General features: G+C 51.7%; 20 protein-coding genes and 2 tRNA genes. 6 read left to right on the top strand and 16 right to left on the bottom strand.

The features are described from left to right. Nucleotides 1-148: 148 nt before the first annotated feature. On the bottom strand, nucleotides 149-457 hold the full coding sequence (locus tag H7U12_RS08110) for an ArsR/SmtB family transcription factor (protein WP_066830613.1): 309 nt from the start codon (nucleotides 455-457) through the stop codon (nucleotides 149-151). 1,081 nt (nucleotides 458-1,538) lie between these two features. Between H7U12_RS08110 and H7U12_RS08105 the strand changes: the two genes are divergently transcribed. Next, on the top strand, nucleotides 1,539-2,765 hold the full coding sequence (locus H7U12_RS08105; RefSeq protein WP_186635690.1) for a Glu/Leu/Phe/Val dehydrogenase dimerization domain-containing protein: 1,227 nt from the start codon (nucleotides 1,539-1,541) through the stop codon (nucleotides 2,763-2,765). 340 nt (nucleotides 2,766-3,105) lie between these two features. Here the strand turns inward: H7U12_RS08105 and H7U12_RS08100 are convergent, their stop codons facing one another. Beyond that, entirely contained in the window at nucleotides 3,106-3,477 is a 372-nt protein-coding gene (locus H7U12_RS08100; RefSeq protein WP_186635686.1) for a hypothetical protein, read from the bottom strand. Between the two features lie 71 nt (nucleotides 3,478-3,548). Here H7U12_RS08100 and H7U12_RS08095 point away from each other — a divergent pair, with 71 nt between their 5' ends. Continuing rightward, on the top strand, nucleotides 3,549-4,661 hold the full coding sequence (locus H7U12_RS08095) for a mechanosensitive ion channel family protein (RefSeq protein WP_186635683.1): 1,113 nt from the start codon (nucleotides 3,549-3,551) through the stop codon (nucleotides 4,659-4,661). Between the two features lie 494 nt (nucleotides 4,662-5,155). Here the strand turns inward: H7U12_RS08095 and H7U12_RS22800 are convergent, their stop codons facing one another. From H7U12_RS22800 to H7U12_RS08075, 4 genes are all read right to left on the bottom strand, one after another. Beyond that, the gene (locus tag H7U12_RS22800) at nucleotides 5,156-6,001 is read right to left on the bottom strand and encodes a tellurite resistance TerB family protein (protein ID WP_186635680.1); all 846 of its coding nucleotides are present in this window, start codon (nucleotides 5,999-6,001) and stop codon (nucleotides 5,156-5,158) included. Between the two features lie 115 nt (nucleotides 6,002-6,116). Beyond that, nucleotides 6,117-7,289: a serine hydrolase domain-containing protein gene (locus tag H7U12_RS08085; protein WP_186635677.1), complete on the bottom strand. Its 1,173-nt coding sequence runs from the start codon at nucleotides 7,287-7,289 to the stop codon at nucleotides 6,117-6,119. A 96-nt stretch (nucleotides 7,290-7,385) separates the two neighbouring features. Further along, a complete protein-coding gene (locus tag H7U12_RS08080; RefSeq protein WP_186635674.1) occupies nucleotides 7,386-8,606 on the bottom strand; it encodes a hypothetical protein in 1,221 nt (406 codons plus the stop codon). A 289-nt stretch (nucleotides 8,607-8,895) separates the two neighbouring features. Continuing rightward, a complete protein-coding gene (locus H7U12_RS08075) occupies nucleotides 8,896-11,343 on the bottom strand; it encodes an AsmA family protein (RefSeq protein WP_186635671.1) in 2,448 nt (815 codons plus the stop codon). Nucleotides 11,344-11,579: 236 nt separating this feature from the next. On the opposite strand from H7U12_RS08075, the gene H7U12_RS08070 reads away from it, so the two are divergent. Together H7U12_RS08070 and H7U12_RS08065 are read left to right on the top strand one after the other, a co-directional pair. Next, nucleotides 11,580-11,654 (top strand) — tRNA-Val (locus H7U12_RS08070). Between the two features lie 486 nt (nucleotides 11,655-12,140). Then, nucleotides 12,141-13,307, top strand: coding sequence for a hypothetical protein (locus tag H7U12_RS08065; RefSeq protein WP_186635668.1), 1,167 nt, complete (start codon nucleotides 12,141-12,143; stop codon nucleotides 13,305-13,307). Nucleotides 13,308-14,146: 839 nt separating this feature from the next. Here H7U12_RS08065 and coaE read toward each other — a convergent pair. The 8 genes from coaE to H7U12_RS08025 all read right to left on the bottom strand — a co-directional run bounded on the left by coaE (nucleotide 14,147) and on the right by H7U12_RS08025 (nucleotide 21,247). Then, nucleotides 14,147-14,749 carry a dephospho-CoA kinase gene (coaE, locus tag H7U12_RS08060; RefSeq protein WP_186635665.1) on the bottom strand — a complete coding sequence of 201 codons (603 nt, stop codon included), beginning with the start codon at nucleotides 14,747-14,749 and terminating at the stop codon, nucleotides 14,147-14,149. Between the two features lie 2 nt (nucleotides 14,750-14,751). After that, a complete protein-coding gene (locus tag H7U12_RS08055; protein WP_186635662.1) occupies nucleotides 14,752-15,732 on the bottom strand; it encodes a YbbR-like domain-containing protein in 981 nt (326 codons plus the stop codon). Between the two features lie 7 nt (nucleotides 15,733-15,739). Further along, nucleotides 15,740-16,075, bottom strand: a complete 336-nt coding sequence (gene yajC / locus H7U12_RS08050) for a preprotein translocase subunit YajC (protein ID WP_186635659.1) — start codon at nucleotides 16,073-16,075, stop codon at nucleotides 15,740-15,742. Nucleotides 16,076-16,089: 14 nt separating this feature from the next. Continuing rightward, complete coding sequence (locus tag H7U12_RS08045; RefSeq protein WP_186635656.1) at nucleotides 16,090-16,638, bottom strand: DUF1573 domain-containing protein; 549 nt, start codon at nucleotides 16,636-16,638, stop codon at nucleotides 16,090-16,092. Between the two features lie 27 nt (nucleotides 16,639-16,665). Further along, nucleotides 16,666-17,664 carry an isocitrate/isopropylmalate dehydrogenase family protein gene (locus tag H7U12_RS08040; RefSeq protein ID WP_186635653.1) on the bottom strand — a complete coding sequence of 333 codons (999 nt, stop codon included), beginning with the start codon at nucleotides 17,662-17,664 and terminating at the stop codon, nucleotides 16,666-16,668. A gap of 9 nt (nucleotides 17,665-17,673) precedes the next feature. Beyond that, nucleotides 17,674-17,979: a YtxH domain-containing protein gene (locus H7U12_RS08035; RefSeq protein WP_186635650.1), complete on the bottom strand. Its 306-nt coding sequence runs from the start codon at nucleotides 17,977-17,979 to the stop codon at nucleotides 17,674-17,676. Nucleotides 17,980-18,118: 139 nt separating this feature from the next. Beyond that, entirely contained in the window at nucleotides 18,119-19,258 is a 1,140-nt protein-coding gene (gene nusB / locus H7U12_RS08030; RefSeq protein WP_241749226.1) for a transcription antitermination factor NusB, read from the bottom strand. An 888-nt stretch (nucleotides 19,259-20,146) separates the two neighbouring features. Continuing rightward, nucleotides 20,147-21,247 carry a Glu/Leu/Phe/Val dehydrogenase gene (locus H7U12_RS08025; RefSeq protein ID WP_186635644.1) on the bottom strand — a complete coding sequence of 367 codons (1,101 nt, stop codon included), beginning with the start codon at nucleotides 21,245-21,247 and terminating at the stop codon, nucleotides 20,147-20,149. Nucleotides 21,248-21,394: 147 nt separating this feature from the next. Here H7U12_RS08025 and H7U12_RS08020 point away from each other — a divergent pair, with 147 nt between their 5' ends. Beyond that, nucleotides 21,395-23,182 (top strand): ABC transporter ATP-binding protein, encoded by a 1,788-nt coding sequence (locus tag H7U12_RS08020; RefSeq protein ID WP_186635641.1) that lies wholly within the window; start codon nucleotides 21,395-21,397, stop codon nucleotides 23,180-23,182. Nucleotides 23,183-23,394: 212 nt separating this feature from the next. Then, a tRNA-Pro gene (locus tag H7U12_RS08015) sits at nucleotides 23,395-23,468 on the top strand. Nucleotides 23,469-23,565: 97 nt separating this feature from the next. Here the strand turns inward: H7U12_RS08015 and H7U12_RS08010 are convergent. Together H7U12_RS08010 and H7U12_RS08005 are read right to left on the bottom strand one after the other, a co-directional pair. Then, nucleotides 23,566-24,711, bottom strand: a complete 1,146-nt coding sequence (locus H7U12_RS08010; protein WP_194362513.1) for a Fic family protein — start codon at nucleotides 24,709-24,711, stop codon at nucleotides 23,566-23,568. 349 nt (nucleotides 24,712-25,060) lie between these two features. Next, the gene (locus H7U12_RS08005) at nucleotides 25,061-25,756 is read right to left on the bottom strand and encodes a DUF2490 domain-containing protein (protein ID WP_186635638.1); all 696 of its coding nucleotides are present in this window, start codon (nucleotides 25,754-25,756) and stop codon (nucleotides 25,061-25,063) included. Nucleotides 25,757-25,875 lie beyond the last annotated feature (119 nt).

Genomic DNA, 25,875 nt, shown 5'->3' with positions numbered 1-25,875 from the left:
AGAGATATTCCAATGATATACATTCTACTATATAGATTGCATAGAAAATAAAAACCGTTTCTGGCCTACTTTCGTGAAAACAGGCTGGAAACGGTTCCGGGGACTACTTACTTGACGGGGGAAACTACGCGAGCAGGAACATCAGCGGTTATAAATCACCGCAGCACTCCTCCAGGCAGTCAATCACATCAATCAGCTTGGGGATAGATAGGGAATAATAGATTTTGGTGCCAACCTTGAACGACGAGAGCACCCCCTTGTCTTTCAGCGTGATCAAATGCTGTGAGGCGATGGCCTGCGGCAGATCCAGGTACTGGTAGATCTCCGTCACAGTCATCTTGTCTTCCTTACCCAGAAGATCCACGATGGCCAACCTTTTTGGGTGCGCCAATACCTTCAGCATGGACGCAGCCTTATCAATCTTCTTAGATTCCACTCTGGATAATAAACTTTTCATAAGGACACACAAAATTCAATACTACAAATAGACGCGTCACCGCGTCTTTAAACCCGCCCTGCAACCCGTTTCCTTGCTACCAGAACAGTACGTTACTTTAACGCATGGCGACTTACCATGTTATAGGTATAATGCCGGGTACTTCGTCTGACGGAGTTGACTAAGCTTATTGCAGATTTACGTAGAAAGAAGATAATTGGATATATAAAATACTTAATACAGAAAGAGTTCCATATTCAAATATTTAGGAACAACGCCTGGCGGACCTCTCCGGGGGTACAATCGCTGAAAAAATTTCCTCAACCCGCCTCCCAGCCCCTTTTCAGGCCAGTCCACCAAGCACTTGGCAGAGCGTCACCTCATCTTTCACCTCCCGCAGGCACCTCTCCTACTACCTATGGCAACGGCATGTACATAGAACTCAGTTTAAGGCCATTTTCAAGAAAACGGCCCAAAACAGCTAGAGATAACCTAACAACCGGAGAGATTTGATTTGAAGAAGCGGGCATGAAGGGCACGGGCTCTAGCAGAGGAGCAATCCTGTATTTGAAGCTTCACCTCCCGGAAGTTGCAAACTTCCGGACATTTTAGGTCCAAGTCACAGACTTGAACCATGGGTATAGAAACCCACCCCTACCCCTCCGAGGAGGGGAGTAAAGTTCTGCACATCCGAGAAGGGGAATAAAGACTTACTGAAAAGCTCCCCTCCTTGGCTAAGGAGGGGCAGGGGGTGGTTCGCTGTCTCAGGTGGCAAGAACTTCCATGAAACGCACCATTTCCAGCCTTTCGGGTGAGTGCCTTTGTTTTAGACCTGGTGCCGCGCATGCGGCAGGCCTGCTGGCCAAGGCTAAAACAACAGCGCGAGGCCGGAAGGCGGGGCCTCGCGGCCGTGAGCGCACGAAGGGAAACGATGCAACAACCCAGCTCCTGCACCCACGCAAACAGCGGCCCTCCGCCAGCACAAGTGTACTGCGTGCAAAACCTTCCACCCAAAATCAGAAGACAAACCTTCACATTATCTTCAAACAAACACCCGTTATCCTGTACCTTTGCCGGAGAACCCAACCAAACCGTACTCCTTATGAAAGACCTCCTCGCTAAATTTGAGAACAAACGTCCTGAAATCGTTTTTGAGTGGAAAGATTCTGAAACCGAGGCCGAGGGGTGGGTGGTCATCAACTCGCTGCGCGGCGGCGCGGCCGGCGGCGGAACCCGCATGCGCAAAGGCTTGGACAAGCGCGAGGTAGAATCACTGGCGAAAACCATGGAGGTGAAGTTCACCGTGTCAGGACCGGCCATTGGAGGCGCTAAATCAGGGATCAACTTTGACCCGGCAGACCCCAGAAAGCAAGGCGTGCTGGAACGCTGGTACCGCGTGGTGTTTCCGTTGCTCAAGAACTACTACGGTACCGGCGGCGACCTCAACATGGACGAGATCCACGAAGTGATTCCCATTACCGAGGAATACGGCCTCTGGCATCCGCAGGAAGGCATCGTGAACGGACATTTCAAGGCCACCGAGCCGCAGAAGATAAACAAACTGGGCCAGTTGCGCCAGGGCGTGAGCAAAGTGCTGGAAGACGCGCATTACTCGCCCTCCGTGGCCCGAAAATACACCGTGGCCGACATGATCACCGGGTACGGCGTGGCCAAAGCGGTGGCGCATTATTATGAACTGTGGGGCGGCGAGTTGCAAGGCAAACGCGCCATTATCCAGGGCTGGGGCAACGTGGGCGCGGCGGCGGCCTATTACCTAGCCTCCGAAGGCGTGAAGATTGTGGGCATCATTGACCGGGCGGGCGGACTCATCAACGAAGAGGGCTTCTCTGCCGAGGAAATTACCCAGCTTTTCCTCAACCGCGTGGGCAATGCCCTGCAGGCCGAGAACCTGCTTTCCTTTGAAGAGGTGAACAACCGCATCTGGGATTTGCCTTCTGAGATTTTTATTCCGGCGGCGGCCTCTCGGCTGGTGTCTACCGAGCAAGTGGAGCGTATGCAGCGGACGGGTCTGGAGGTCATCTCCAGCGGAGCCAACGTGCCGTTCAAAGATCCGGAGATCTTCTTCGGGGCAACCGGCGAGTTCGCCGATCAGCAGGTGTCCGTGATTCCGGACTTCGTGGCGAACTGCGGCATGGCGCGGGTCTTTGCCTACCTCATGGAGCAGGACGTGGAAATCACCGATGAAGCCATCTTCACCGATATTTCGCGCACCATCCGGCAGGCGCTGGAAAAAGCCCGGGAGCGCAATCCACAGAAAACCGAGATCGCTAAAACCTGCTTCGAGATTGCCTTGAGCCAGTTGCTATAGCTTCACCAAGCTTGCCGGCCACATCCGGCACTTTCCGCGTCGGCCACATTAGCAGCCTTACCTTGCTTCCTGAAGCAGAAGAATAGACAAACCAGCCGCCCTTGTTGGTGTTCTCACCAACAAGCCAGACGCCGGCAACTTCCCGCTTTTGGAGAAGACCTGCAGTGAGGAACAGGAATTGTATTCTCTGGATTTCAGAAATAGATTCTTCTCTAAAAACACCTCCGCCGTTTTAACCCTCTTTTCAGAAAACAGGGCTAAAACGGCGGAGGTGTTTTCTCCAGGGCAGCGCCGGTAAAGCAGCGAAATTACCTCAAACGGAAAACTTTCTCTTACGCCTTTATTGTTTCTTGAACCCCACGGCCAGCAACTTGGCAGCATCGGCTTCCTTTACTTTCACTTTGAAGGAACGGCCGGTGGGGCAATGACAGGCGGCGCAGGAAACAAAATCAGCGGGCGCCGGGGTCATGGTAAGGTCCAGCACGGTGAATCCCTGGTCCTGCACATATTTTTTCACGCAGCCGTTCGTGTCTGACGCCGGAGCGCAGGTTCCCCACGGATTACTGTCGCACTGGAGTTCGCTGTAGGTGAGCCACTGCCCGCCATCCAGATTACCTTCTTCTCCGGCCGTCGCGGAAACCGGGTTCTGGCAGGCCGCCAGGTGGAACATCAGCCCCAGCGCGAAAAGCTGGAATAAGGTTTTTCGTTTCATAGATTTGCCTTTCATTTACGTGAAGACCCGCGCCTCTGCCCAGAGGTTGCAGGCAACCCAACGTTTTACCCATGCAGAACCAGGTTTCAGATATTTTACGCTTTGTCTTCTTAGGCAATACGGTGCAGCAGTACCTTTTTTTCGTGGGAATAATGCTGTGCGGTTTCCTGTTCAAGACGCTCGTTTCGCGGCTCCTTTCCGCCATCCTGTTCAAAGTGATCATCAAGCGCATTAACAAAGATGTCACCAAAGAAGAGTTCAAGCGCCTGCTGGTCACGCCGCTGGAAATCCTGACGTTTCTGGTCTTCCTCTACATCGCGTTTGACAACCTGAATTATCCGCCGGAGTTGGGGCTGCCCGGCAAAGAGGAACTGGGCCTGAAACGGGTGCTGCAGCGCGTGTACGGCATCTTCCTGATCTGCTCGCTTACCTGGGTGACCATGCGCCTGGTAGATTTCTTCGGGATGATGTTTTCCAAAAGGGCCGCCAAAACGCTCTCTAAGCTGGATGACCAGTTGGTGCCCTTTTTCGTGGATTTCACCAAGGTGATCATCGTGATCATCGGGTTCTTCGTGATTCTGGGCGCGGTATTCAAGGTGAACGTGGCCGGGCTGGTGGCGGGTCTGGGAGTGGGTGGTTTGGCCATCGCGTTTGCCGCCAAAGAAAGCCTGGAGAACTTGCTGGCCTCCTTCACCATTTTCTTGGACCACCCGTTTGTGGTGGGCGATCTGGTGCAGGTGGGCGAGATCACCGGCACCATTGAAAAGATCGGTTTCCGGAGTACCCGCATCCGGACGCTGGAGAAAAGCTACGTGACGCTGCCCAACAAAAGCATGATAGACAAACCGCTGGATAACCTCACGCTGCGCACGTTCCGGCGGGTGAAATTTGATATATCCCTTACCTACAACACCACTTCAGAGCAACTCAAAGCCATTGTCGCCGACATTCAGGCGTTAATAGACGGCTACCCCCGCACCAACCAGGACGGCCGCATCCGGTTCATCAACATCGGCCCACACTCCAAAGACATCATGGTGCTGTACTTCATTGACTCCGTTGACTATGACATCTACATTGATGTGAAAGAGGAAATCAACTACCAGATTGTGGAGATCGTGAAAAAACACGGCGCCGAGTTCGCCTTCCCTACCCAGACGGTGTACATGAAACGGGAAGAGTAGTTAATTTGGAGATGTGGGGATTTGAAGATGTGGAGATTGGAAGATGTGGAGATTAAGCATGTAGGGGCAATCCCTTGTGGTTGCCCTTGCGCCTATTACCTGGATTTTGGTTGTTGGTGAGAACACCAACAACGGCGGGATAAAACAAAGTAGCTTATGGTAAGAACCAAAACCATCTTCATCTGGGTGGGAATATTTCTATTAGACGTTGCTGTATATGCTGCCTTTAGCTTTATGATGATGAGCTACGACGATTTTTACGAAGAGAGTAAAGGGGAATACTTGAGTTGGAGTAGCATGTCAAGCTTCGACAGAGCAGTCGTGATTGGTCTTTATATTTGGCACGCCGTGAACATTTTTCTCCTTTATTACATCGTAAAGAAATTTGCTAGAAGATTAAAACAGCAAACCACACCGCGTTTACAGTAATTCCTTTATGAAGATTACTGTTTTGGGGCTAGTTTTGAAAACCAGCCCCAAAACAGTAATCCAGCTTACCAACCGGAACCGCCTCTGCGGCCACCGCCCAGAATACCGCCTAGCAGGCCACCTAAGCCGCCGCCGCCCATTCCGGTGCCGTAGCCACCTCGGCCGCCTAAGCCGCCCAGGATAGAGGCCATGGAACCTAGGCCGCCCATCCGGCCTCCGCCGTACATGCCGCCGCGGTTCATCATGCCGCCTCCCATCATGCCGCCGCCTAACAGGCCACCCAGCAATCCGCCTAGACCGCCGCCGCCCATCATGCCACCACCCATCATTCCGCCGCCGTAGCCGCCCCGCCGACGGTTCATCATACCGCTGATCACAATGGGAGCCAGCACGCCCAGCATACCGGTGACCATGCCCGGCGAGATACCCGATTTCTTGAACATATCGCCAAACCCGCTTTTGTTCAGGAACGACTGCGAGGTAGGGTCTTCGCCCTGCTCTTGGGCTTTGTTGGCTTTGTCCACGAACTGATCCAGGATGCTGAACTGGTTCTGGTCGATGCCCAGGTATTTGCTGACCTCGGCGATGCGCTGCTGCTCGTCAGTGGTGTACTGTCCGTCAGATTTCGCGAAACTGATGATATCGGTGATGAAGGAGAAGCGCAGGGGGCTGCCTTTGAGCACATCCAGGCAACGCTGCAGACTTATCTGGGAAGGATTCTTCGCGATGGAGACTACCTCCTGTTGCAGGTTCTCGGGCAGTTCAGCCGCTTCGCTCATGAGTTGCAGAAACTGTATTTCGTCATCGGACACATGCCCGTCTGCCGAGGCAATGGTCGCCAGGGCTCCCAAATACGCGCCTTTTTCCTGGTCAGAGTAGTCTTTTAACAGAGTGGTGGTTTCTTCAGCCATTGTTTCATTGTGTTAGTGTAGATTAACACAAACGACACGGCCAAAAACGAGTTGGCGTTTCGGGCCGGTTTTTCTGAAAACCGGCCCGAAACGCCTTTGGGCAAGCGCCTCGGTTTTACTTCTTTACCGAAGCCAGGATGCGCCGGAAGAACTCGTCTCCGTTGGTGCCGTGCCAGCGCCACACCACCACCAAATCGTGCTCGGGGTCTACCCAGATGGTGTTGGAGCCCGCGCCAATGGCCGCAAAACTGGAAGCCGGTGCGTTGGGCCACTGCTTCTTTTGCGTGTTCAGCCACCAGAGGTAGCCGTAATCTGGCCCGTGCGGACCCGGCGTGGTAGCTTGCTTCACCCATTCTCTGGACACGATCTGCTTGTTTTTCCACTTGCCCTGCCGCAGGAACAGGTAGCCAAAGCGGGCTTCGTCGCGGGTGTTGATCCAGAGGCCGCCGCCCCAACGGGTTCCGCCGCTCACGCTGGGCAGTTGTTTGCCGTCCACGTCTACCACGGAGTTTCGGTAAGGCAGATATTGCCAGGTCTCTGAGGCACCAATGGGATTCATGATCTGCTCTTTCAGGACCTCGGGCAGAGGCTTTTCCCAGAGCCGCAGCAACGAGAGAGACAGCCGGTTGATGCGCACATCGTTGTACTCGTAGAAAGTGCCGGGCTCTTTGAGCGCTCTTGGTTTTCGCTCGCCGCTGCCAAACGCCTCTTTGCCCACAAAGGTGTGCGTCTTCCCGAAGAGCTCGCCCTCCCACTCGCTGGTCTGCTGGGCGTGGTGCCGCCAGGTTACCTTGTGGTTGTGCTCTGAGTCATAGCCGCCGTCTTTGATGTAGTTGGCCACGGGATCGTCGATGTCCTTGATCATGCCTTTGTCCAGGGTCACGCCCAGAATGGTAGACAGAAAGCTCTTCGCGATGCTGTAGGTAGGGTCCACGCTCTTGGTATCGCCCCACTCGGCCACAATGTAGCCGTGCCGCAGGATGATACCGTTGGTGCTCGCCCGGTCCTTGGGGATGGGCCCCAGCAGTTTCCCGAAGACTTCTTCCTGGTTAGAGAAATCCCTGGGCCACTTGGTTTCCTGGGTCTGGGCGTACAGCACCGCCTGTGACAGCAGCTCGGGGTCCATGCCTACCTGCTCGGGGGTTCGCTGCTCCCATTGATCGCCTTTCTCAGGGTAATAGACTTTGGCGTTCGCCGAGGTGGATTGGGAGGAAGTGCTGGGGTTATTCTGGCAGGCGAAAAGCCCGAGCCACAGAAACGGCAGCACGTAAGATAAGGAGCGTTTCATCATTTATTATGCAAGTATTATGCAAGGCTTTTTTCTATTAAAGAAAATGCTTAATCCAAAGCTGCCAGTTAAAGCGATCCAGCAAGCTCCTTCTGCTTAGTCCATCTTTTTTGTGAATTTATTGAAGACCCTCATCTTATTTTCTTTGTTAGCAGCAGGCTCCATAAACTGATTGTCAAAAAAGGTTTGGTGCGAAAGGTCATCCACCTTTTCAAAAACAAGTTTAGTTAGTTTCAAATCTGAGAGGTTCTTTCCTTTTAAGAGCGTACTACCCAGGGAACTCACAAACTCTTTGGTGTTGAAGCTCGTTTTGGAAGGGGGAAAGTAAACTCTCCAGACTACTTCATCCCTATTGATTACCCAAGTAGAAGCATAATACGTAGGCAGGCTCTTCAAAAAGTCCACTTGCAAGTTCTCCACTGTCTGACTGGTTACACGCACATGAGAATCATCAATAAAGGGCAAGTGCGTTGGAATTGAATCTGCCAGGCTGTTGTATTCATAAAAATTTCCTGCCGCATCAAACCAGTCTGTACTAAGTTCAAATTTTGCAATATGGTTCTTAGGATAGATAAGGTCATACTCCCCTTCCAACCTAAAATTGTGAGAGAAGTATAACCACAACTTATTAGCATAATCATTGGCTATTGGAAAACCAAACAGATTAACCCATGATAACTTAAGGTGCGCAGGAACCTTGAAATTCACCCGCGTGGCCGGCTCCATCTGTGCCAAATCAATGGTAGCATTGCCGGCTTGGGTCTCCACAATTTTGTACAAGTTCCTTGAAGGAATTACAAGATAGGTATAGTTAGAAGGATGCTTTTCATAGTTAACTTCAAGTTCATTGGCATACCTTCTATAGCTGGAAAACATACTCCCTGATCCAAATGAATTAGTAAAGTAGAAATTCTCATCTGGTATATATGGAACATTGATGTATGTAACCTTTGCTTCTTCAAAGGGAGTAGTGGCGGCAGGAGCGTACATAGCAAATCTACCTCCTGGCTTCATCACCCAATTATTAGGGTTTACCTGTACATAGGAGTCGACAATAGCTTTGTTGGTGGTTGGATCAACAACAATGGTGGTAACAATGAAATTGGTTTCTAAAGATCTTATAGTAAGAGAATGCTGCTGAAAGGTGGAGACTACAGTATCCAGAAGCTTTTTACCACTTTGTTCAGAGATAATTATCTCCCCCGTTTTTATACGTTCGTAAGTAGCAGGTTCTAGCTTCAGGCTAATTACAGAAGGAGGTATAGGAGTTGGTAATTCCTCATCTTTATCGCTTGAACATCTAACAAATAATAACACAATAAGGGGTAGAAGAAACTATTTCTGTTGCATACAGAGAATATAAAGATTAGATATTTAATAAGTATTCAATAGGCTATTCAATGCTTTGGGCACTTTTATTATAAAACTATCTAAAAATTCAAACAATAACGAGCCTCCTCATTCACTACTTAGTTTTCATCAGTTACAAGTATTAAGCAATATAGTAATTAGTGTCTTCTGAATTTGCTTTGCCCGTCAATTCTATAGCTAAATACTTTTAAGCCCTTTTTCAGAAAATCAGCCTTAAAACGTTCTCTTCCCTAGCTCAGAACTCGAAGTATTCGGTGGAGGGCTTTACGGTTTTGGCTTCCTTCTTTTCCTGGTGTTTGCCCTGGAAGATCTCCTTGAGCACCTTTTTCTCGCGCTTCAGGTCGGCGGCTACTTTCTGCTTTACCCGCTGCTGGTCATAGGCGACCTTGAAGTTGCCTTCCTGGCCCTTGACGGTGAGAAACAGGTTCGGGCTATAGGATGGCTCGGCGGCGATCACGCCGAAGCGCTCGTCTTTGTCGCGCTTGTTGGCTTTGAGGGGCAGGCGCACGCGGTAGTCCATCTGCTGGTCAAAGGTGTGGGTGCCCGAGACGGTGATGGAAGACAAACGGGTGGCGCTGGTCTTGATTTCCATCTCCGGAATGAAGACGGTGCGGTTCTGGATGTAGAAGTTGTTCCGGATCTCGGAGAAGCGGAGGTTGGCCAGTTCATCGCGTTTCACAAACAAGCCGAGCTTCTGCATGGGCGCGAAATGGATCAGCTGCCCATTGCGCAACGTGGTTTTGACTTTCGCCTGCACCAGATCTGTGCGGGGCGAGAGGTGATGGTCCAGGTACGTGTCTGACTCAATCTGGGCCGTCAGCTGGCCGCGCAGGTGACGTTGCGTGACAAAGGTCTGCCCGAAATCCTCGAAGACATAGAAAAGGCTGTCCACGTGAATGTTCGCCAGGTTAGCCGTAGAAGTCACTTTGATCAAGGGTCGGCGGGCATCCATCCGGCCCCTGATGCTGAAGGTTCCTCCGGCGGCGTTCACCGCCATGCCCGGCGTGGAGAGCACTTGGCCTTTCAGTTGAATGCGCCCCTGTAACTGACGCCCTTTAAACCGCCGGAACGTCACGCGGCGGGCCGAGGTGGTGAGGTCCAGCTCCAGATGCGCGGGCATGTTGAAGGCGTACGAAGCGGCGGCTTTGCTTTTCCCCAGCCCTTTTGCGTCGGAACTTGACGAAGCCGTCAGAATCTGGTTCAGGTTCAAGGCTCCCACCGCCACATCGGCCTCTACCCGCAGGGTCTGCCCCCGCAGGAAAAGCCAGGCCAACACGTTCCTGAGCTGCCCCTGGACTTTGAAATCAGAGCTACCCATGCGGCCGTTCAGGTGAGAGATGGCCACATCGTTCTTCCGGAACACAAACGAACCGTTCAGTCCCGACAACGGCACCGGATGTTGCCGCAACTGTAGACGTACCTGTTTCAAGGTAGCCTGGCCGCTGGCTTTGATGCCCGCTCCGTTTGGATTCTGCTTGAACGCCCGCAGATTTCCCGCGAAGGCAAACTGCACTTGGGCCTGTCCGCTGCCGTTTCTGATGTCTTTTACCGGAAACAGCCCCAAAACGTGCGCCACTTCTACCTGGGCTTTCAGCTGCACACGCAGGTCTGGGTTCGCGAAATTCCGGTACACCACTTCGCCGCTGAACGGTTTGCCGTGCAGACTGCCCTTGATGTGGCGCAACTCCAGCACCGAGGTCTGGCTGTTCTGTTGCGCCCCGTTCGTAAATCGCCCTTCCAGATGGACTTTCTCTATTTTCTCCTGATAGCTTGGGCTGTAGAACGAGGCATCCCGGGCCCCAAAGGAAAGCGCCACGTGCGGATTCTTGCGGGAAGACATCTCGCCTTTTACGGTGCCGCTGAAGTAGATATTCCCGTTGCTGCGGTACTGGGCCAGTTGCCGCGAGAACCGGGGCGGTAAGAGCGACAGCAGCGACTGCACATCGGTGTTCTTGCCTTTGACCTGAAGATCCAGCTGGGTTTTGCCGCGGTGGGCAAGCTGACCGCCAACTTCGTAGAGGGCCTGGCCTATCTTCACCTCAGAAGGCTCTATGGAAATCTGGTCTTTTTGCGTGTCCAGGCGCAGGTGGCTGTTGAGGGTGATTTCTTTGTCGCGCAGGAAATCACCCGCGCTAAGGCTGATGGCGTGGATGCGGGTATTGCCGCGGGCTTCAATCTTGAGGAGGTGCTCTTCAAAGGACATGCTGGCCGAGAGGGCGTGCGCCTGCGCCTCTACCCGCTGCTGCCGTTTCTGGTCATGGTAAACGACGTGCACGTTGCGGAGGCTGATGTTCTGCAGCTCGAAACTTAGTTTGTCTTCCTGCACGGTATCGGCGCTTTGGAAGAAATGGTAGTTCACATCTCCGTTGGGCAACACCCGGGCGTGCACCTCGCCCTCTTCCAGATGGATTTCCCGGAGGCGGTACGTTCCCAGCCACAGGTCCCACACCTGAAAGGTGCTGTAGATCTTCTTCAGTTTGGCCAGCGGCCGCGTACTGCCGGGCAGCGCCTCGGTTACTTCTACGTTCTCCAGCCGGATGGCTACCTGCGGAAACTGCTCCCACCAACTCACCTCAATCTTCTCTACCGCCACCTTGGTCTTGATGTGCTGGTTCGCCTCGGCCACAAATAATCGGATAATTTTATCCTGATACTGGTAGAGCGCGCCTGCTCCCAGGGCCATCACGAAAAAAATTCCGGCAAAAGCGAAAAAAATTATCCGGACTGCTTTTTTTCTGTTTCCCACAAACTTTCTGATTTTCAGGCGTTAAATATACGGCACTACCGGTTCCGCTCCAATGGGGAAACGTTTCTTCAGAAATTTTAGCACTTTTTTCAAAAAGGTATTTGGTAGATTAAAAAACAACCCCCATATTTGCATCATCAAACGGGGACAAAAGGTCAACGAAAAACAAAAAAGGGGTGTTAGCTCAGCTGGTTCAGAGCATCTGCCTTACAAGCAGAGGGTCGCTGGTTCGAATCCAGCACGCCCCACTTCAAAAAGCCTCACTTCACAGTGAGGCTTTTTTCGTTTACAAACAATTTGCAAACCTGTACCTCCTTTCTCCCTGAGCTAGGAACTCTTCCCATCTTCCTTCTGCAAGTAGCCACCCAAAGGAGGAACCCGTTTTAAGCTCCTTTTCCGGAAAGTCGTTTCAAAACTTGAGACTCCGCCAAAGAAACCACAGGAGATGCTTTTCTCGTGTCCTTTATGGCCTTGCTGTTCTTTGGTCACTTGCGCATCATATTTACCTTTCGTAGCTCGCTTGGATGGTTTCTTCACCTACGTAAACCACTCTGCAGCTGCGGTGAGAAGTATGGCCGCCAGTGTAGATAACAGAATCTTGCTTTTCGTGTGATTGCCCGATAGGGAGAGACGCACCAGAGATCCACTCCTGAAGTAACAAGAAAAGCACAACTCAGTGAGGAACGCATGTGCCGCAGATTGCGTAGTTTTGCCTTTCTTAGCCCCGCCCGCCTATGCACTTAGTTGAAGTAAAAACCGCTGCCCACGTCAGAGCCTTTCTGGACCTCCCTACCGCTATTTACCAGAACCACCCCAACTGGATCCGGCCGCTGGACAAGGACATTGAAGAGGTGTTCGACCCGAAACAGAACCCCAATTTCAAGAACGGAACGGCTATCCGGTGGATTCTACAGGACGACCAAGGCCAAGCCATTGGCCGGGTGGCGGCGTTCGTGAACAACAAAACCAAAGATGCTTCTGAGTACGTGACCGGCGGCATGGGTTTCTTTGAATGTATAGAGGACCAGGCAGCGGCCAATACGCTGTTTGAGGCGTGTAAAAACTGGTTGTCGGCGCAGGGCATGGAAGCCATGGACGGGCCCATCAACTTCGGGGAGCGCGACCGGTGGTGGGGATTGCTGGTGCAGGGCTTTACCGAGCCTAACTTCGGCATGTTTTACCACCCGCCATACTACCAACAGCTTTTCGAGAACTACGGTTTTCAGGTGTATTTCAAGCAGTACACCTATTACATGGATACGCACGCCCGGTTCAGCGACAAAGTCTACCAACGGTCCGAAGCGCTGGATGCAATTCCAGGCTACAGTTTTGGCCATCCTTCCAAAAACAACCTGGAAAAACTGGCGCAGGACTTTCTGGAGGTGTACAACAAAGCATGGGCCGGCCACTCCGGTATCAACGAGATGACCCTGGACAAGGCCCTGAAAATGGTGAAAAGCATGAAGCCCGTGATGGTGGAGCAGCTGATCAACTTCGTTTACTTTGAAGGCAAGCCCATCGCGTTCTTCATCATGCTACCGGAGCTGAACCAAATCTTCAAGCACCTGAACGGCCAATTCAACTTACCGGCCAAACTTAAGTTCCTCTACCACCGCTGGCGCTACAACAAACGCACCGACAAGAAAGTGTTTGGGGTGATTTTCGGCGTAGTGCCCGAGTTCCAGGCCAAGGGAGTGGATTCTTACCTGATCTGCCATTCCCAGGCCCCTCTGAACGCCTACAGGGCCCGCGAGATTGAGATGAACTGGGTGGGTGACTTCAACCCGAAGATGATGCTGGTGACCCGCGGTTTAGGTGCCCGCATTTACAAGACGCATGTTACCTATCGGAAGATTTTCGATCCGTCGAAACCGTTTACGCGGTACCCGATTATCAGATAGGAATTGAGTTTAGGGCTGGATTTGGGAAAACAGGCCTAAAACGGAGGGCTGAGGTTACTTCTGACTTGGGAAAGATTTACTGCTCTAAGTTCAACCCGATGTTTTTGGATGCTGCAATCTTAGTCTGCTTGTGCTGGCGAAGGACTGCATTTTGAGTGGGTGCAGGAGCTTGGCTGTTTCATGGTTTCCCTCCGTGCGCTCACGGCCGCGGGGCCCCGCCTTCCGGGTTCGCGCTGTACCAGCTTCCTTTGCTCCCTGCGGTCGCAATGCCTGCGGCACCGGAACCTGCTTAGGCGCTCTCCCGAAAGGCTGGAATTGGTGCGTTTAGTAGAAGTTCCTACCACCTGAGGCAGCGAACCAGCCCCTCCTTAGCCAGGGAGGGGAGCTTTCCAGTAAAGTCTTATTTCCATCCTCAGATCTGCAGAACTTTATTCCCCTCCTCGGAGGGGGTAGGGGTGGGTTTACTTTCTATGGTTCAAGTCTGTGACTTGGACCTAACATGATTGGCAGTTTGAAACTACCGCGAGGTGCAGCCTCAAACATGACCCTATCTAAAAGAGCCATGCTTTTTTTTGGGAATGGCCTTCCTAAGGATATTTTAACAAGGTAGAGACAAGGCATGCCTTGTCTTCCGGTGCCTCCGTAAGGAGTTACCGGAAAGGCCACATAAACGATTATTGCACCTCTCTTTTAGAAACCTCACCGCTCATCCTCAGTTGATGGCAGTGTCTCCAACAAACGGCTTTTTTACCGCATGCTTCTACAGGAATTGAATATTGAATTTTGTCAACGCTATAAAGCGTTTTCTTAGGTTTAGGACCTGTTTTTGGAAAAGAGCCTTAAAACGCCTTAGAGGCTAGCTGGAGGAACTTTTGGTGCAATTGTACCACCTGCGGCAGCACTAATTGGGCTTCGTCATTATACAATACAAATTGGGCGCGGCTGACGCGTTCCTCTTCCGATAATTGCTTGCCCATGATGGCCTCGACCTCGGCGGCCGTGCGGTGCGGATCACGTTGGAGCGTACGCGAAAGCCGAAGTGACAATGGTGCCGACACGGTGAGCACATGGTCTACCTGGGTGTAGGCGTTGGACTCGAACATGAGGGCCGCCTCTTTGAGAAGATAGGGCGTCTGCTGTTGCGCGACCCAAGAGTAAAAGTCTTTGCGCACCTGCGGATGCACCAGTCCGTTCAGCTTGGCCAGCTCAGGGGCGTTATGGAACACTTTCTGGCTGAGGTACGCGCGGTTCAGGTTCTGCTGGGCATCAAAGGTCTCCGGCCCAAAGGCGGCGATCAGCTGGTCCCGCAGTTCGGAGTCATGGTTCATCACCCATTTGGCGCGGGTATCAGAGTCATAGACCGGTACGCCCAGCAACTGAAAACATCGGCAGACAATGCTTTTGCCTGACCCTATGCCGCCGGTGATGCCTATCTTCAACATGCTTACTCAGGCATTAATGAAATCTGCACTTTTCCTGGCAATAGCGTCACCTGTCTGGTCTTGGGCGCTTTTTGCAGCACGGTAGGCACAATGGTAGAATCTGCGGGGTTAAACTTCTGGAAATCCAGGGCCACCAGAAACTGCTCCACCTGAATAGAATCGCGGTTACGGGGCAAATAGGCGTATTGAAGCACCACAGGGCCGTTCACCAGCCGCAAGCGATAGCCAGAGGGGAAGTTTTGCAAGGTAGGCTGCACGATGATCTCTTTCCGCTCCAGCGCTATTACCCTGAACTGGACCTCGGCCTCGCTCACGTCAGCTTTCACCAACGAGGTATAGTCATAGGTGAGCGGCACATCTCCCTTGAAAGGTGCGGCAAAATTCTGATTAGGCAGCGTTAACGGGAAAGGGTTGGGGAATTGGTTCAGGATGAGCTCTGGCCCGGTGAAAGTCACCGAATCTGGGAGAATCTTAACGGAGCCCATGAAGACGTGACCCGGTGCCACTTTTACCTGGGTGGTGTCAATGGCCAGGGGCAGCTTACGGGTCACCAGACGGTCAAAATCAAAGCTGACGGTGTCCGTGACCACAAAATTCAGGTTGAGGCCGTCCAGCACGTTGGAGATGGCTGGCCGAAGGGCGTGTCCGGGCAACCGCTTCACGGTTTGCAGGTTCCGGATGGTGAGTTCTGCCGGTTTCACGTTGAACAGCAGGTTCTTGCGGAGCAGCTTCCAGCCTTTTCCGGTCACGTTGATGGTAACTTCCTCGGGCAGGGGCTTTACCGGCACATATTCCTTGGCGTTGTATCTGAACAAGATGGGATACGATACCTGGGTGGTATAGCTTTTGTTCAGGGCGTTGAGCAGCCAAAAGGTAGCCGCCGTAATAAAACAAAGCAACACCACCCTCCAGTACTGTTTCTGCTTGGGCGAGAATGGCCTCAGTAACCAGAGGAGGGCCTGCTTTGTTTTATTGAATGGCAAGTGGCTCTTACGTAGTAGTAGTCTCTGCGGGGGTGTTGGCGTTCACCCGGCTTGTGGCTTCCACCGCAATGGCTACTTTGTCAAACTTTAGTTTAATTCCTTTGTCTACCTCAATCCAAACGGTGTCATCGTCTATGCTGAGCAGTCGGCCGTGCAGTCCGCCAATGGTGACTACGTTCATGCCCCGCTTCAGCTCCTCGCGGAACTTCTTCTGGTCTTTGGCTTTCTTCTGCTGCGGACGCACCATGAAGAAATAGAACACCAGAATGATTAACCCGATGAACAGGAAATTAGAGTAAAGGTTTGCCCCCTCCGGGGAGGCTTGCAATAAGATAGCTAGCATACGATTGTTCAAGATTACATACGAACAGGTCCGTCTGCTCCGGCCTGTGGCACTGTGCCGGTGATGTTGGTTTTAATGCTTACCTGGTTGATCTGCGGATCAGTATTCGCAGTGATGGTGATTTGCTTTGACTGCTGGCCAGATTTGCCGGTTGGGTCAAATACCACTTTGATCTTACCCGTTTCACCCGGGGCAACTGGCTCATGCGGCCACTCTGGAACGGTACAGCCGCAGGTAGCGGAAGCGTTCTCAATGATCAACGGAGCTTTGCCGGTGTTAGTGAACGTGAACGTATGCTCCACCTTTTTGTCAGCTTTGATGTCCCCGAAATCGAACTCGGTTTCCTTGAACGTCATGACCGGCTTAGGGGCATTGGGGTTCACGGCTTCCTGACCCGTTACGTTAGGGTTGGTAGCCGGATCATTGGCGGCAACCGGAGCGCTGCCTTCTGAAGAGTTCTGCTCGGTGGCAGTAGCGGTTTCTTCTGTGGTTGCTTTTTTCTCACAGCTAGAAGTCCAAAGGCCTCCGGCAAGCAGCAACGCAATTATCAATTGCTTTTTCATATAAGTCTATTTAAAGAACAAGACAAGTTACAAATTTGAAATGATATGCTGGGCAAATTCTGACGTAGAGGCTGTTCCGCCTAAGTCACGGGTGCATTGGTCTTTGTTGAGCAAAGTTTTCTCCAGCGCATTCTCAATCTTATCAGACTGTTCGTGCAAGCCCATGTGCTGGAGCATCATCAAGGCAGAACGTAGCAAGGCCGTAGGGTTAGCCAATCCTTGCCCTGCAATATCTGGTGCAGAACCGTGTACGGCTTCAAAGATGGCCATCTCGTCGCCGATGTTGGCCCCGGATACCACGCCTAAACCGCCTACCAGACCGGCGCACAAATCAGAGAGAATGTCCCCGAAGAGGTTGGTGGTCACAATCACGTCAAACTGCTCTGGCTTGCTCACCAGCTGCATGCACATGTTGTCAATGATTTTCTCTTCCCACTGCACCTGCGGAAACTCCTTAGACACATTGGCGGCCGCCTCCAGAATCAATCTTCCCGCCGATTTCAGAATGTTGGCTTTGTGGGCTACGGTTACTTTGGGACGGTTGTGCTTGGCAGCGTACTGAAACGCGGCACGTACAATTTTATGGCAGCCTTCTACGGTCACACGCGCGATGGAATCAGAGATGCCCAGGCGCTCATCGTAGGTTTCCAGGCCAGAGTACAGCCCTTCGGTGTTCTCGCGGAACAAAACCAGGTCCACGTTCTCGAAGCGGGTTTTCACCCCCGCCGTGGTTTTGGCCGGACGCACGTTGGAATACAGATCGTATTTCTGGCGCAGCTGTACGTTGATGCTCTTGAAGCCTTTGCCCACCGGCGTGGTGATAGGCCCTTTCAGGGCTATTTTATTGCGCTCCAGCGAGTCCAGCAAAGACTGAGGAATCAATTCACCTTTGGCGTCAAAAGTGGTTTGTCCGGCGTTTTCTTCTTCCCAGGTGATGGGCACTTGTGCGGCTGCAAAGATCGCCTTCACGGCTTCTGTGATCTCAGGACCTATCCCGTCGCCGGGAATAAGGGTAACGGTTGTCATGGGCAGGGCTTATATTTCCTTTTTACTGTTTATTTCATTGATCAGGGAGTCTACGTCCAGCAGAAGGCGCTCAGCTTTGTCGCGGGCGTCTTTGATAACGCGCTGTCCTTCGGTTTTGGCGGCAGAACCCTGCTCTTCTCTTCCGGCAATCAGGTCGTTGGAAAGCTCCAAGAGCCGGGCACGGTATTTCTCTAATTGAAAACTCAGTTTGTCACGGGTTTCACGGCCTTTCTCCGGCGCAAACAAGATCCCTAATACCGCTCCAGTGGCGATACCGGTAGAAAAGGCAAGGATAGCATTGGTTTTTTTGCCCATAGTTTCAGGTAGGTAGTGTGATTATAGGTTGTTATGAACGAGCCTGTGCTCCGTTTTAGGTCTGTTTTAGGTAAAATACGCCTAAAACGGAAGCGTTCAGAAGCTCTATATATCCATACGAACGAAAGACCGGCCGGGATTATTTGTTATCCAGCAATCCTCTTCCCGATTTCCGGATGGCACCGCTCGCGATCAGGTCCTGTGACAGCTTGTCCAGCACGCCGTTGATGAACTGCTTGCTCTTGGGCGTGCTGTACACCTTGGAGATGTCAATGTACTCGTTGATGGTCACCTTCACGGGGATGCTCAGGAAGATGTGCATCTCGCACAAGGCCATCTTCAGGATGATCTTGTCCATGAGGGCCACGCGCTCCACATCCCAGTTCTGCACGCTCTCCGAGATCATGGCCTCGTACTTCTCGTCGTCTTTTAAGGTCTCGTTGTAAAGATCCTCGAAGAACGCTTTGTCGTCTTCCCAACTGGCCGACAGGTCCAGCAGGGCGAGGTGCTCATCGGTGTTCTCTTCCAGCATCTTGATGGATTTGTTCACCAGGTTCTTCGCCACTGACTTGTTTTCCACCCAGTTCAGGTCTTTCTCCTCAAAGAGGCCCTGCAGGTTCTCGTCCTTAAAGATAACGTTTTTGAAGATATGTTTGAGCAATTCGTGGTCTTGCTCATACGTAGGCTCCTCTATCTGCAGGTAGGCCAGTACTTCTTCGTCTTTCTTGAGGTTGTTGCGGTAGATTTTCTGGATGACCTCCATCTCGCCGGCCCAGCTCAGGTTTCTCCGGATCACGCGCTGCTCCAGGAATTTATTGCCCAGCAGCTTTTGCAGCGCTTTGTTGTCCAGCAGTTTGCGCAGGTTCACGTCTTTTCGCTCGGTAAACCGGGTGGCGGCTTTCTGCTCCTCGCCTTCAATCTGGTGCACCAGTTCCTGGGCTACCATGAGGGTGAGCAGGTACCGGTCATAGATTTCCTCGGCGGCGGACAGCATCTGGTTCCCGAAGAACTTCAGGTCTTTGCGCAGGGAGTTCTGGTAGAAATTCACGGCCGCCTGGGTGGCATCTAGAATTTCACGGTCTTTTTCCTCGGTATCGAATTTGCGGGTCTTGTACCACTCTTTGAACAGCAGGCTGGCGATCTGCTTCTGGCCCTCCAGTTTTCTACGGTCCTGGGCTTCAATGGCCATCAGGTCGGGGGCAAATCTATCCGAGATCAAGTCCAGGGCTAACTGGTAGTCAGAGCCCTCCGCCTGCACGTAGGCGTAAATGGCTTGCATCGCTTTGATTCGGAGTATTCTGCGGTTGAGCATGATAATAAGGAAAGAACGTGGTGAACGTGTAATTGACGGTAAATGTTGGGCGTGATCAGGTGGTGCTTCTGGCATATACGCCCCTGCCCCCAATTCTGCCGCAAAGGTCCGAACTAACGGCCCAAGAAGCAAACGCTATTCTTTTTTATTTGGTTTACGCATGGGCTGCCTGTCTTTGGTTTCTACTTTCTGCTTGTTTTCTAAAAAGGAGGCTTAAAACGGAAATGCCCGTTCTTTTTGTCTGGTTGACGTTCTTCCTCTGCTTTCTTCTTTTCTTTTCTGGTTCAAGTCTGTGACTTGGACCTACCATGGTCTGCAGTTTGCAACTGCAGTGAGGCGTAAGCCTCAAAAGTATCTTACGGGAAAATCTAACTAATTGCATAAGCTCCGCTCGCCGTTATAACTGCCTCTCAGATGAGCTATCCGCTTTTGCTCTCCACTTCCTCCTTACCAAGCCTCTAGGCTGGAGACGCGGTCTGCCCGCGTTTGTCACTTTTCTCCTGGATGAGAAAAGTAACCAAAAGAATCATGAAGAAAAGAAACTCGCTGACGCTCAGACAGTCTTTTCTTCAATAAAAGGTACCACCTCGCAGCCGTCCTCTGTTGTATAGGGAGCGTAGGCCGTTGCTGCTGGTGACGTTCTTACTTGCGTCTCCTCAGCGCTGGGCTACGCATGCGGCCCAGCGCTGAGGAGACGCAAGTTCCTGTATGAGATTGGTTGGGAGCCGCTGCAAGACCTTCATCGTCCTGCGGACGGGGCGGGGTGAAAAGCAGAATGCGTTTCCGGGCCAGTTTTTGCAAACCAGACCGAAAACGCATTCACTGTCTTTAGCTCTCCCTTAAGAGAGGCGGTAATTAGTAGGTCTGCTTGATCTTGGCCATGTCATCAATGCGCTTCTGCGCGATTTCGGTGGCGGCTTTCTGGGTGTGCGTACCGTCAGCCTCGGCTTTGGCGAAGATGTTCAAGGTGGTGTTGTAGATCTGCTCGGTTTGCTGCATGGCCCACTCGCGGTTCAGTTTCTTCACCTCTGAGTACACGTTGATGATACCGCCGGCGTTGATCAGGAAGTCTGGCGCGTACACGATGCCCATGTCTACTAAGGCTGGTCCGTGGATGTCTTCGTTTTTTAGCTGGTTGTTCGCGCAGCCGGCAATCACCTGGCACTTCAGGCGGCTCAGCGTGTTATCGTTGATGGTGGCCCCCATGGCGCAAGGCGAGTAGATGTCCACGTCCAGGTCATATATCTCGTCCAGCCCTACTACCGTAGCGCCGGTAGCGGCGGAGATTTGCGCCAGGCGGTTCTGGTCGATGTCGGTGATGAACAGCTGGGCGCCTTCTTTGGCCAAGTACTCAATGAGGTAACCGCCTACGTGGCCCGTTCCCTGCACCGAGATTTTCTTTCCGGCCAGGCTGTCATTGCCCCATGCTTTTTTGGCGGCGGCTTTCATGCCCATGTAGGTGCCGTACGCCGTCACCGGCGAGGGGTCGCCGCTGCCGCCCTGTGATTCTGGCAAACCGGCCACGTATTTGGTTTCCATGCCGATGTAGGCCATGTCCTGGGTGGTCATGCCCATGTCCTCGGCGGTGATGTACTTGCCGTTCAGGTTGTTCACAAACCGCCCGAACTTGCGCATCATGGCCTCCGTTTTGTCTTTTTTGGAATCCCCGATGATCACGGCTTTCCCGCCCCCCAGGTTCAGGCCCGAGATAGCCGATTTAAAGGTCATACCGCGCGAAAGACGCAGCACATCGCGTAGCGCTTCGGCTTCCGTTGCGTAGGTCCACATACGGGTACCGCCCAGGGCTGGCCCTAAAACGGTATTATGCACGCCAATGATCGCTTTTAAGCCAGTGTCATGATCATGGCAGAAAACCACTTGTTCATGGTTGTATTCGCTTATTTGGCCGAAAACAGACGTTTCCTGCGCGGCGGTTACTTCTTTAACTTCTATCATGTTTTGTCTTTACCCTAAATACCAATTCGTCTTTGTTAGATAATGGGGAAGCTTATTGGTAATTTTGACGTAAAATTAATTTTTAAATTCGATTGATCAAGAAAAATACTAACAAGTGTTAGTACGTATTTTCTATAAACGCAGCCTGTGAAATCGCTCAAATACCTCAATAAATATCTGCTCAAATACAAGTTCCGCTTCTTCTGGGGCATTGTGTTTGTGATTGTCTCCAACATCTTCGCCATCATTCCGGCCCAGGTGGTGCGGCACGCCTTTGACCTGGTGCGCGAGGGCATCACCATGTATAACCTGCACGACGGTTTTGCGCAGCAGGAAGAGGTGTATGACTCCTTCGCCCGCAGCACCCTGTTCTATGGTGCCGTGATTGTGCTCATGGCGTTGCTGCGCGGCATTTTCCTGTTTTTCATGCGGCAGACCATCATTGTAATGAGCCGATTAATTGAAAACGACCTCAAAAACGAGATCTACGCCCATTATCAGACGCTGCCCCTCTCCTTCTACCGCAAGAACAACACGGGTGACCTGATGGCCAGAATCTCAGAGGATGTGAGCCGCGTGCGCATGTACCTGGGGCCGGCCATCATGTACGGCGTCAACCTGTTGGTGCTGTTCCTGATGGTGATTCCGTACATGCTTTCGGTGAACGTGGAGCTGACGCTGTACACGCTGCTGCCGCTGCCTATTCTCTCCGTAAGCATTTACTACGTGAACAACATCATTGAGCGGAAATCGGACGAGATCCAGAAAAGTCTCTCGGGCATCACCACGTTTGTGCAGGAGGCGTTCTCGGGCATCAGGGTGCTGAAATCGTTTGTGCGGGAACAGGACTCGCACGCCAACTTCACCACGGCCAGCGACACCTACAAAGACAAATCGCTGGAGCTGAACTTCGTGAACTCGCTGTTCTTCCCGCTCATTCTGTTCCTGATTGGCCTGAGCACCATCATCACCGTGTGGCTGGGCGGCAAGCAGGTCATCAACGGCAGCATCACGCCGGGGGTAATTGCGGAGTTCCTGATCTACGTGAACATGCTCACCTGGCCGGTGACGGCGCTGGGCTGGACCACCAGTCTGGTGCAGCGCGCGGCGGCCTCGCAGCAGCGCATCAACGAGTTCCTGAACACCAAAACCGACATCGTCTCGCAGCAGAACCTGGAGAAAGACATCAAAGGCGCCATCGTTTTCGACGAGGTCGATTTTGTGTATCCAGACACCGGCATTCATGCGCTCAAGAAACTGTCGTTCCAGATTAACCCCGGCGACACGCTGGCGGTGATTGGCAACACCGGCTCGGGCAAGAGTACCATTGCCGCGCTGGTCTGCCGCTTATATGATGCCACGGGCGGACGAATTCTGATTGACGGCGAAGACATCCGGAACTACAACATCACCAACCTGCGCAGCCAGATTGGCTACGTGCCGCAGGACGTGTTCCTGTTCTCAGATTCCATCAGAAACAACATTGGGTTTGGGGTGGAGGCGCTGCCCGAGGAGAAGATGCTGCAAGCCGCCAAAGACGCCGATGTCTACGAGAACATCATGCACTTCCCGGCCAAGTTTGACACGGTGCTGGGCGAGCGCGGCATCACCTTATCTGGGGGGCAGAAACAGCGCGTGTCCATTGCCCGCGCCCTGGCTCGCGAGCCCAAGATCCTGATTCTGGACGATTCGCTCTCGGCGGTAGATACCAAAACCGAGAACGCTATTCTCAACAGTCTGCAGCGCGTGATGGAAAACCGCACCTCCATTATTATCTCGCACCGGGTAAGCTCCGTGAAACTGGCCAACCGCATTCTGGTGCTGGACGACGGCGTAGTAGTGCAGCACGGCTCTCACGAGGACCTGATGCTGGAAACCGACGGCCTGTACCGTGCCCTCTATGAGCGCCAGTTGCAGACCGAGGATCTGGAATAACCGCCAGAGAAAGCTTTCCTAAACCAGCAGCCAGAGGACGGTTTCACTCAGGCGATGACCAACGGCTGGCCTAGGGAAAGCGGCGTTTTAGGCCTGTTTTCAGGAAAACGGGCGCAAAGCCGGTTCCTCCCCAGAAATTTATGGCTCATATTTTTTGAATCTGCTTTCCTGGATTCTCATTTTTTGTTTTCTTTGCAGCAGATACTAGTAATCGGGATGTAGCGTAGCCTGGTATCGCGCCAGCATGGGGTGCTGGAGGTCGCAGGTTCAAATCCTGCCATTCCGACGAAAATGAGAAAGCCCGTTGTTCCTTCCAGAGCAACGGGCTTTTGCTTTTCTGCCTCGGGGTGTTTTGAGGCTGTTTTTAGAAAATCGGGATAAAACTACCTTGTAGAGAATAAGTCTAAGTACTGCTCAAAAACAAAAACGCGATTTCTACTTTGCCCAGTCATTTCTTTCAGTATACCTATTCTTTCAAAATCAGCTACTACTGAGTTGGCAGCTTTTTTCCCTATCTGGCATGCCTCAACTATATCGCCCACATGGAGAACAGGATTATGAAATAGATGTTGAAGCACGACAATTGCAGACCCTGATTTACGACCAAAATCAGCTGTGATTTGCTGCTCTAATCTATCTTTCAGTTCTAGTATTTGCTGAAGTGTGCTTACTGCTTTGGTGGCTGTCTGCTCAATGCCTACTAAAAAGTATTTAAGCCATTGAGTCATATCATTTTTAGTTCTTACAAAGGTCAAGTTATCATAATACAGACTCTTATTTTCTTCAAAGTAGCTAGAAAGGTATAATAAAGGTTTGCTTAATATTTTCTCACTTACTAGGTAAAGAGTTATCAATAACCTTCCTATTCGTCCATTCCCATCTAAAAACGGATGGATTGTCTCAAATTGGTAATGCGCAATAGCAATCCTGATTAAAGCAGGAACTGCAATATCTGTATTGTGAAGAAAATTCTCTAGGTCACTCATCAACTGACCTATATATTCAAAGTGAGGCGGCACAAAAACCGCATCAGAAGGGCTACTTCCACCTATCCAGTTTTGACTGGTTCTAAATTCGCCAGGCTGCTTATGCTCCCCTCGCACACTATTTAAAAGAATACCATGAGTTTGTCTTAAAAGACGAGAAGATATTGGCAGCTTTTCTAACTCATCTATAGCTATGTTCATTGCTTTGACATAGTTGTTCACCTCTCTCCAATCGTTCCTACGCTCAGGAGAAATGTCTTCTTCTGGCAAAAGTGCCTCTCCCATGTTGGTCTGAGTCCCTTCAATCCTACTTGAGACTACGGCTTCTTTAGTGACATGAAGATGAATGAATAATCTAATGTTAGGCACTAGTCGTGCAAACGAGTTAAGTTCCCCCAACTTTACAGCTGCTTTTTCTAATAACGCATTTACTTCAGGGCTATTCCAGGTCCATTGCTCATTTACAGGACTAGGCATAAAGTATCTGTATCCTCCAACACCTTTCTCAAAGCGGCCTGCTTTATATCTTTCTAATTCTATCATATATTTAGCTAGTCAGATGTACACAAAGGAAACTAAAATTTCTCTTAGTTTCCTTTCAGACCTGAAAGGAAACTAAGAGAAATTTTAGTTTCCTTTCAGGCACTACTATTACTTACAACTTTAATACGCTACATCATAATCATTAGAACAGGTACTAGAGTTCTAGTAGTTAGTAACTATTGAATAAAGAAGCCACCAGCTAAACATATTCACCTAAACAAGAAGACAAGTTTGGTACTTCTATGACCATCTTAGATTATAGTAGATTGTGCAAGTTAGATTCCTCCTCCATGTAGTTGATCATCTCTTGCCTATATCTTGATTGTATCTGAAGAATTTGTTAATTCCCCTACTCTTCCATCCGCCCGAAATCATGCCGCAGCACAAACATGGTGAAGTGTTGGTGGTTTCCGCCGCCGGCTAGTTGAGACATCCACATGCCTTCCAAGGCCAGGTGCTTGTTGAAGGTATACCCCACCCCGCCGAAGACGCGGTTGGAGTCAAAGGGCTGGTCCCGCACAATCACCCGGATCTCGTTCCGGAGGATGCCGTACCAGGGCCGTACTTCCTGTTCTTTGGGGCCTAACGGCACCCGGAGCGACAGCAGGTAACGGAAACGCGTATGGTAGCCTTGGGGCAGCCACCGTTCCTCCAACTGGTACCGGTGCGAGAGACGGGCTTTCCAGAGATTCCCCCGGACGGTGATTTGCTGGTAAATCCGGTTTTCGTGGGTGAGGTTGGTTTCCTCTGGGCCGGTGTAGTTGCGGTTAAACAAATGCGCGTAGCCCGCCCCCAGCGAGATGGGAGCATCTTTGAACGTGTATTGCCCCTCGGCCCCGGCAAACCCCACCCGCGGGTCTTTGAAGGGCTTGTACGTGCGGTACTGCAGATTTGTCGTGACGCTCCACTGCGGGTTGAACCAGTAAGAACCCTGATACTGTACCCAGTGGTTGAGCCGGTTAGGCTGCGCCTGCGCCCGTGAGGTCAGCCACAGGCCAACCAGTAAGGAAAGCACGAACAGCAGAGATTTTAATTTGATTTTCATCCAGCATTTGATCTTTTGCGCAAGCCAACTTCCCTTGACGCTGCCCTTGTAAAACGGAAGAAGCCTTGCTGGTGGGCAAGGCTTCTTTTGGTGCTACTTTGGTGGTGTAGAGGTATACC

Origin of the sequence: Rufibacter sediminis, from assembly GCF_014269285.1 — a bacterium.
Lineage (GTDB): Bacteria > Bacteroidota > Bacteroidia > Cytophagales > Hymenobacteraceae > Nibribacter > Nibribacter sediminis.
The sequence above is the reverse complement of the archived record's forward strand: the minus strand, read 5'-3'. Positions and strand labels throughout refer to the sequence as shown.

What these genes read in the sequence shown, in the direction of transcription:
- H7U12_RS08110 (WP_066830613.1), bottom strand. Translation starts at nt 457, where the DNA reads ATGAAAAGTTTATTATCCAGAGTGGAATCTAAGAAGATTGATAAGGCT.
- H7U12_RS08105 (WP_186635690.1), top strand. Translation starts at nt 1,539, where the DNA reads ATGAAAGACCTCCTCGCTAAATTTGAGAACAAACGTCCTGAAATCGTT.
- H7U12_RS08100 (WP_186635686.1), bottom strand. Translation starts at nt 3,477, where the DNA reads ATGAAACGAAAAACCTTATTCCAGCTTTTCGCGCTGGGGCTGATGTTC.
- H7U12_RS08095 (WP_186635683.1), top strand. Translation starts at nt 3,549, where the DNA reads ATGCAGAACCAGGTTTCAGATATTTTACGCTTTGTCTTCTTAGGCAAT.
- H7U12_RS22800 (WP_186635680.1), bottom strand. Translation starts at nt 6,001, where the DNA reads ATGGCTGAAGAAACCACCACTCTGTTAAAAGACTACTCTGACCAGGAA.
- H7U12_RS08085 (WP_186635677.1), bottom strand. Translation starts at nt 7,289, where the DNA reads ATGAAACGCTCCTTATCTTACGTGCTGCCGTTTCTGTGGCTCGGGCTT.
- H7U12_RS08075 (WP_186635671.1), bottom strand. Translation starts at nt 11,343, where the DNA reads ATGGCCCTGGGAGCAGGCGCGCTCTACCAGTATCAGGATAAAATTATC.
- H7U12_RS08065 (WP_186635668.1), top strand. Translation starts at nt 12,141, where the DNA reads ATGCACTTAGTTGAAGTAAAAACCGCTGCCCACGTCAGAGCCTTTCTG.
- coaE (WP_186635665.1), bottom strand. Translation starts at nt 14,749, where the DNA reads ATGTTGAAGATAGGCATCACCGGCGGCATAGGGTCAGGCAAAAGCATT.
- yajC (WP_186635659.1), bottom strand. Translation starts at nt 16,075, where the DNA reads ATGCTAGCTATCTTATTGCAAGCCTCCCCGGAGGGGGCAAACCTTTAC.
- H7U12_RS08045 (WP_186635656.1), bottom strand. Translation starts at nt 16,638, where the DNA reads ATGAAAAAGCAATTGATAATTGCGTTGCTGCTTGCCGGAGGCCTTTGG.
- H7U12_RS08040 (WP_186635653.1), bottom strand. Translation starts at nt 17,664, where the DNA reads ATGACAACCGTTACCCTTATTCCCGGCGACGGGATAGGTCCTGAGATC.
- H7U12_RS08035 (WP_186635650.1), bottom strand. Translation starts at nt 17,979, where the DNA reads ATGGGCAAAAAAACCAATGCTATCCTTGCCTTTTCTACCGGTATCGCC.
- nusB (WP_241749226.1), bottom strand. Translation starts at nt 19,258, where the DNA reads ATGCAAGCCATTTACGCCTACGTGCAGGCGGAGGGCTCTGACTACCAG.
- H7U12_RS08025 (WP_186635644.1), bottom strand. Translation starts at nt 21,247, where the DNA reads ATGATAGAAGTTAAAGAAGTAACCGCCGCGCAGGAAACGTCTGTTTTC.
- H7U12_RS08010 (WP_194362513.1), bottom strand. Translation starts at nt 24,711, where the DNA reads ATGATAGAATTAGAAAGATATAAAGCAGGCCGCTTTGAGAAAGGTGTT.
- H7U12_RS08005 (WP_186635638.1), bottom strand. Translation starts at nt 25,756, where the DNA reads ATGAAAATCAAATTAAAATCTCTGCTGTTCGTGCTTTCCTTACTGGTT.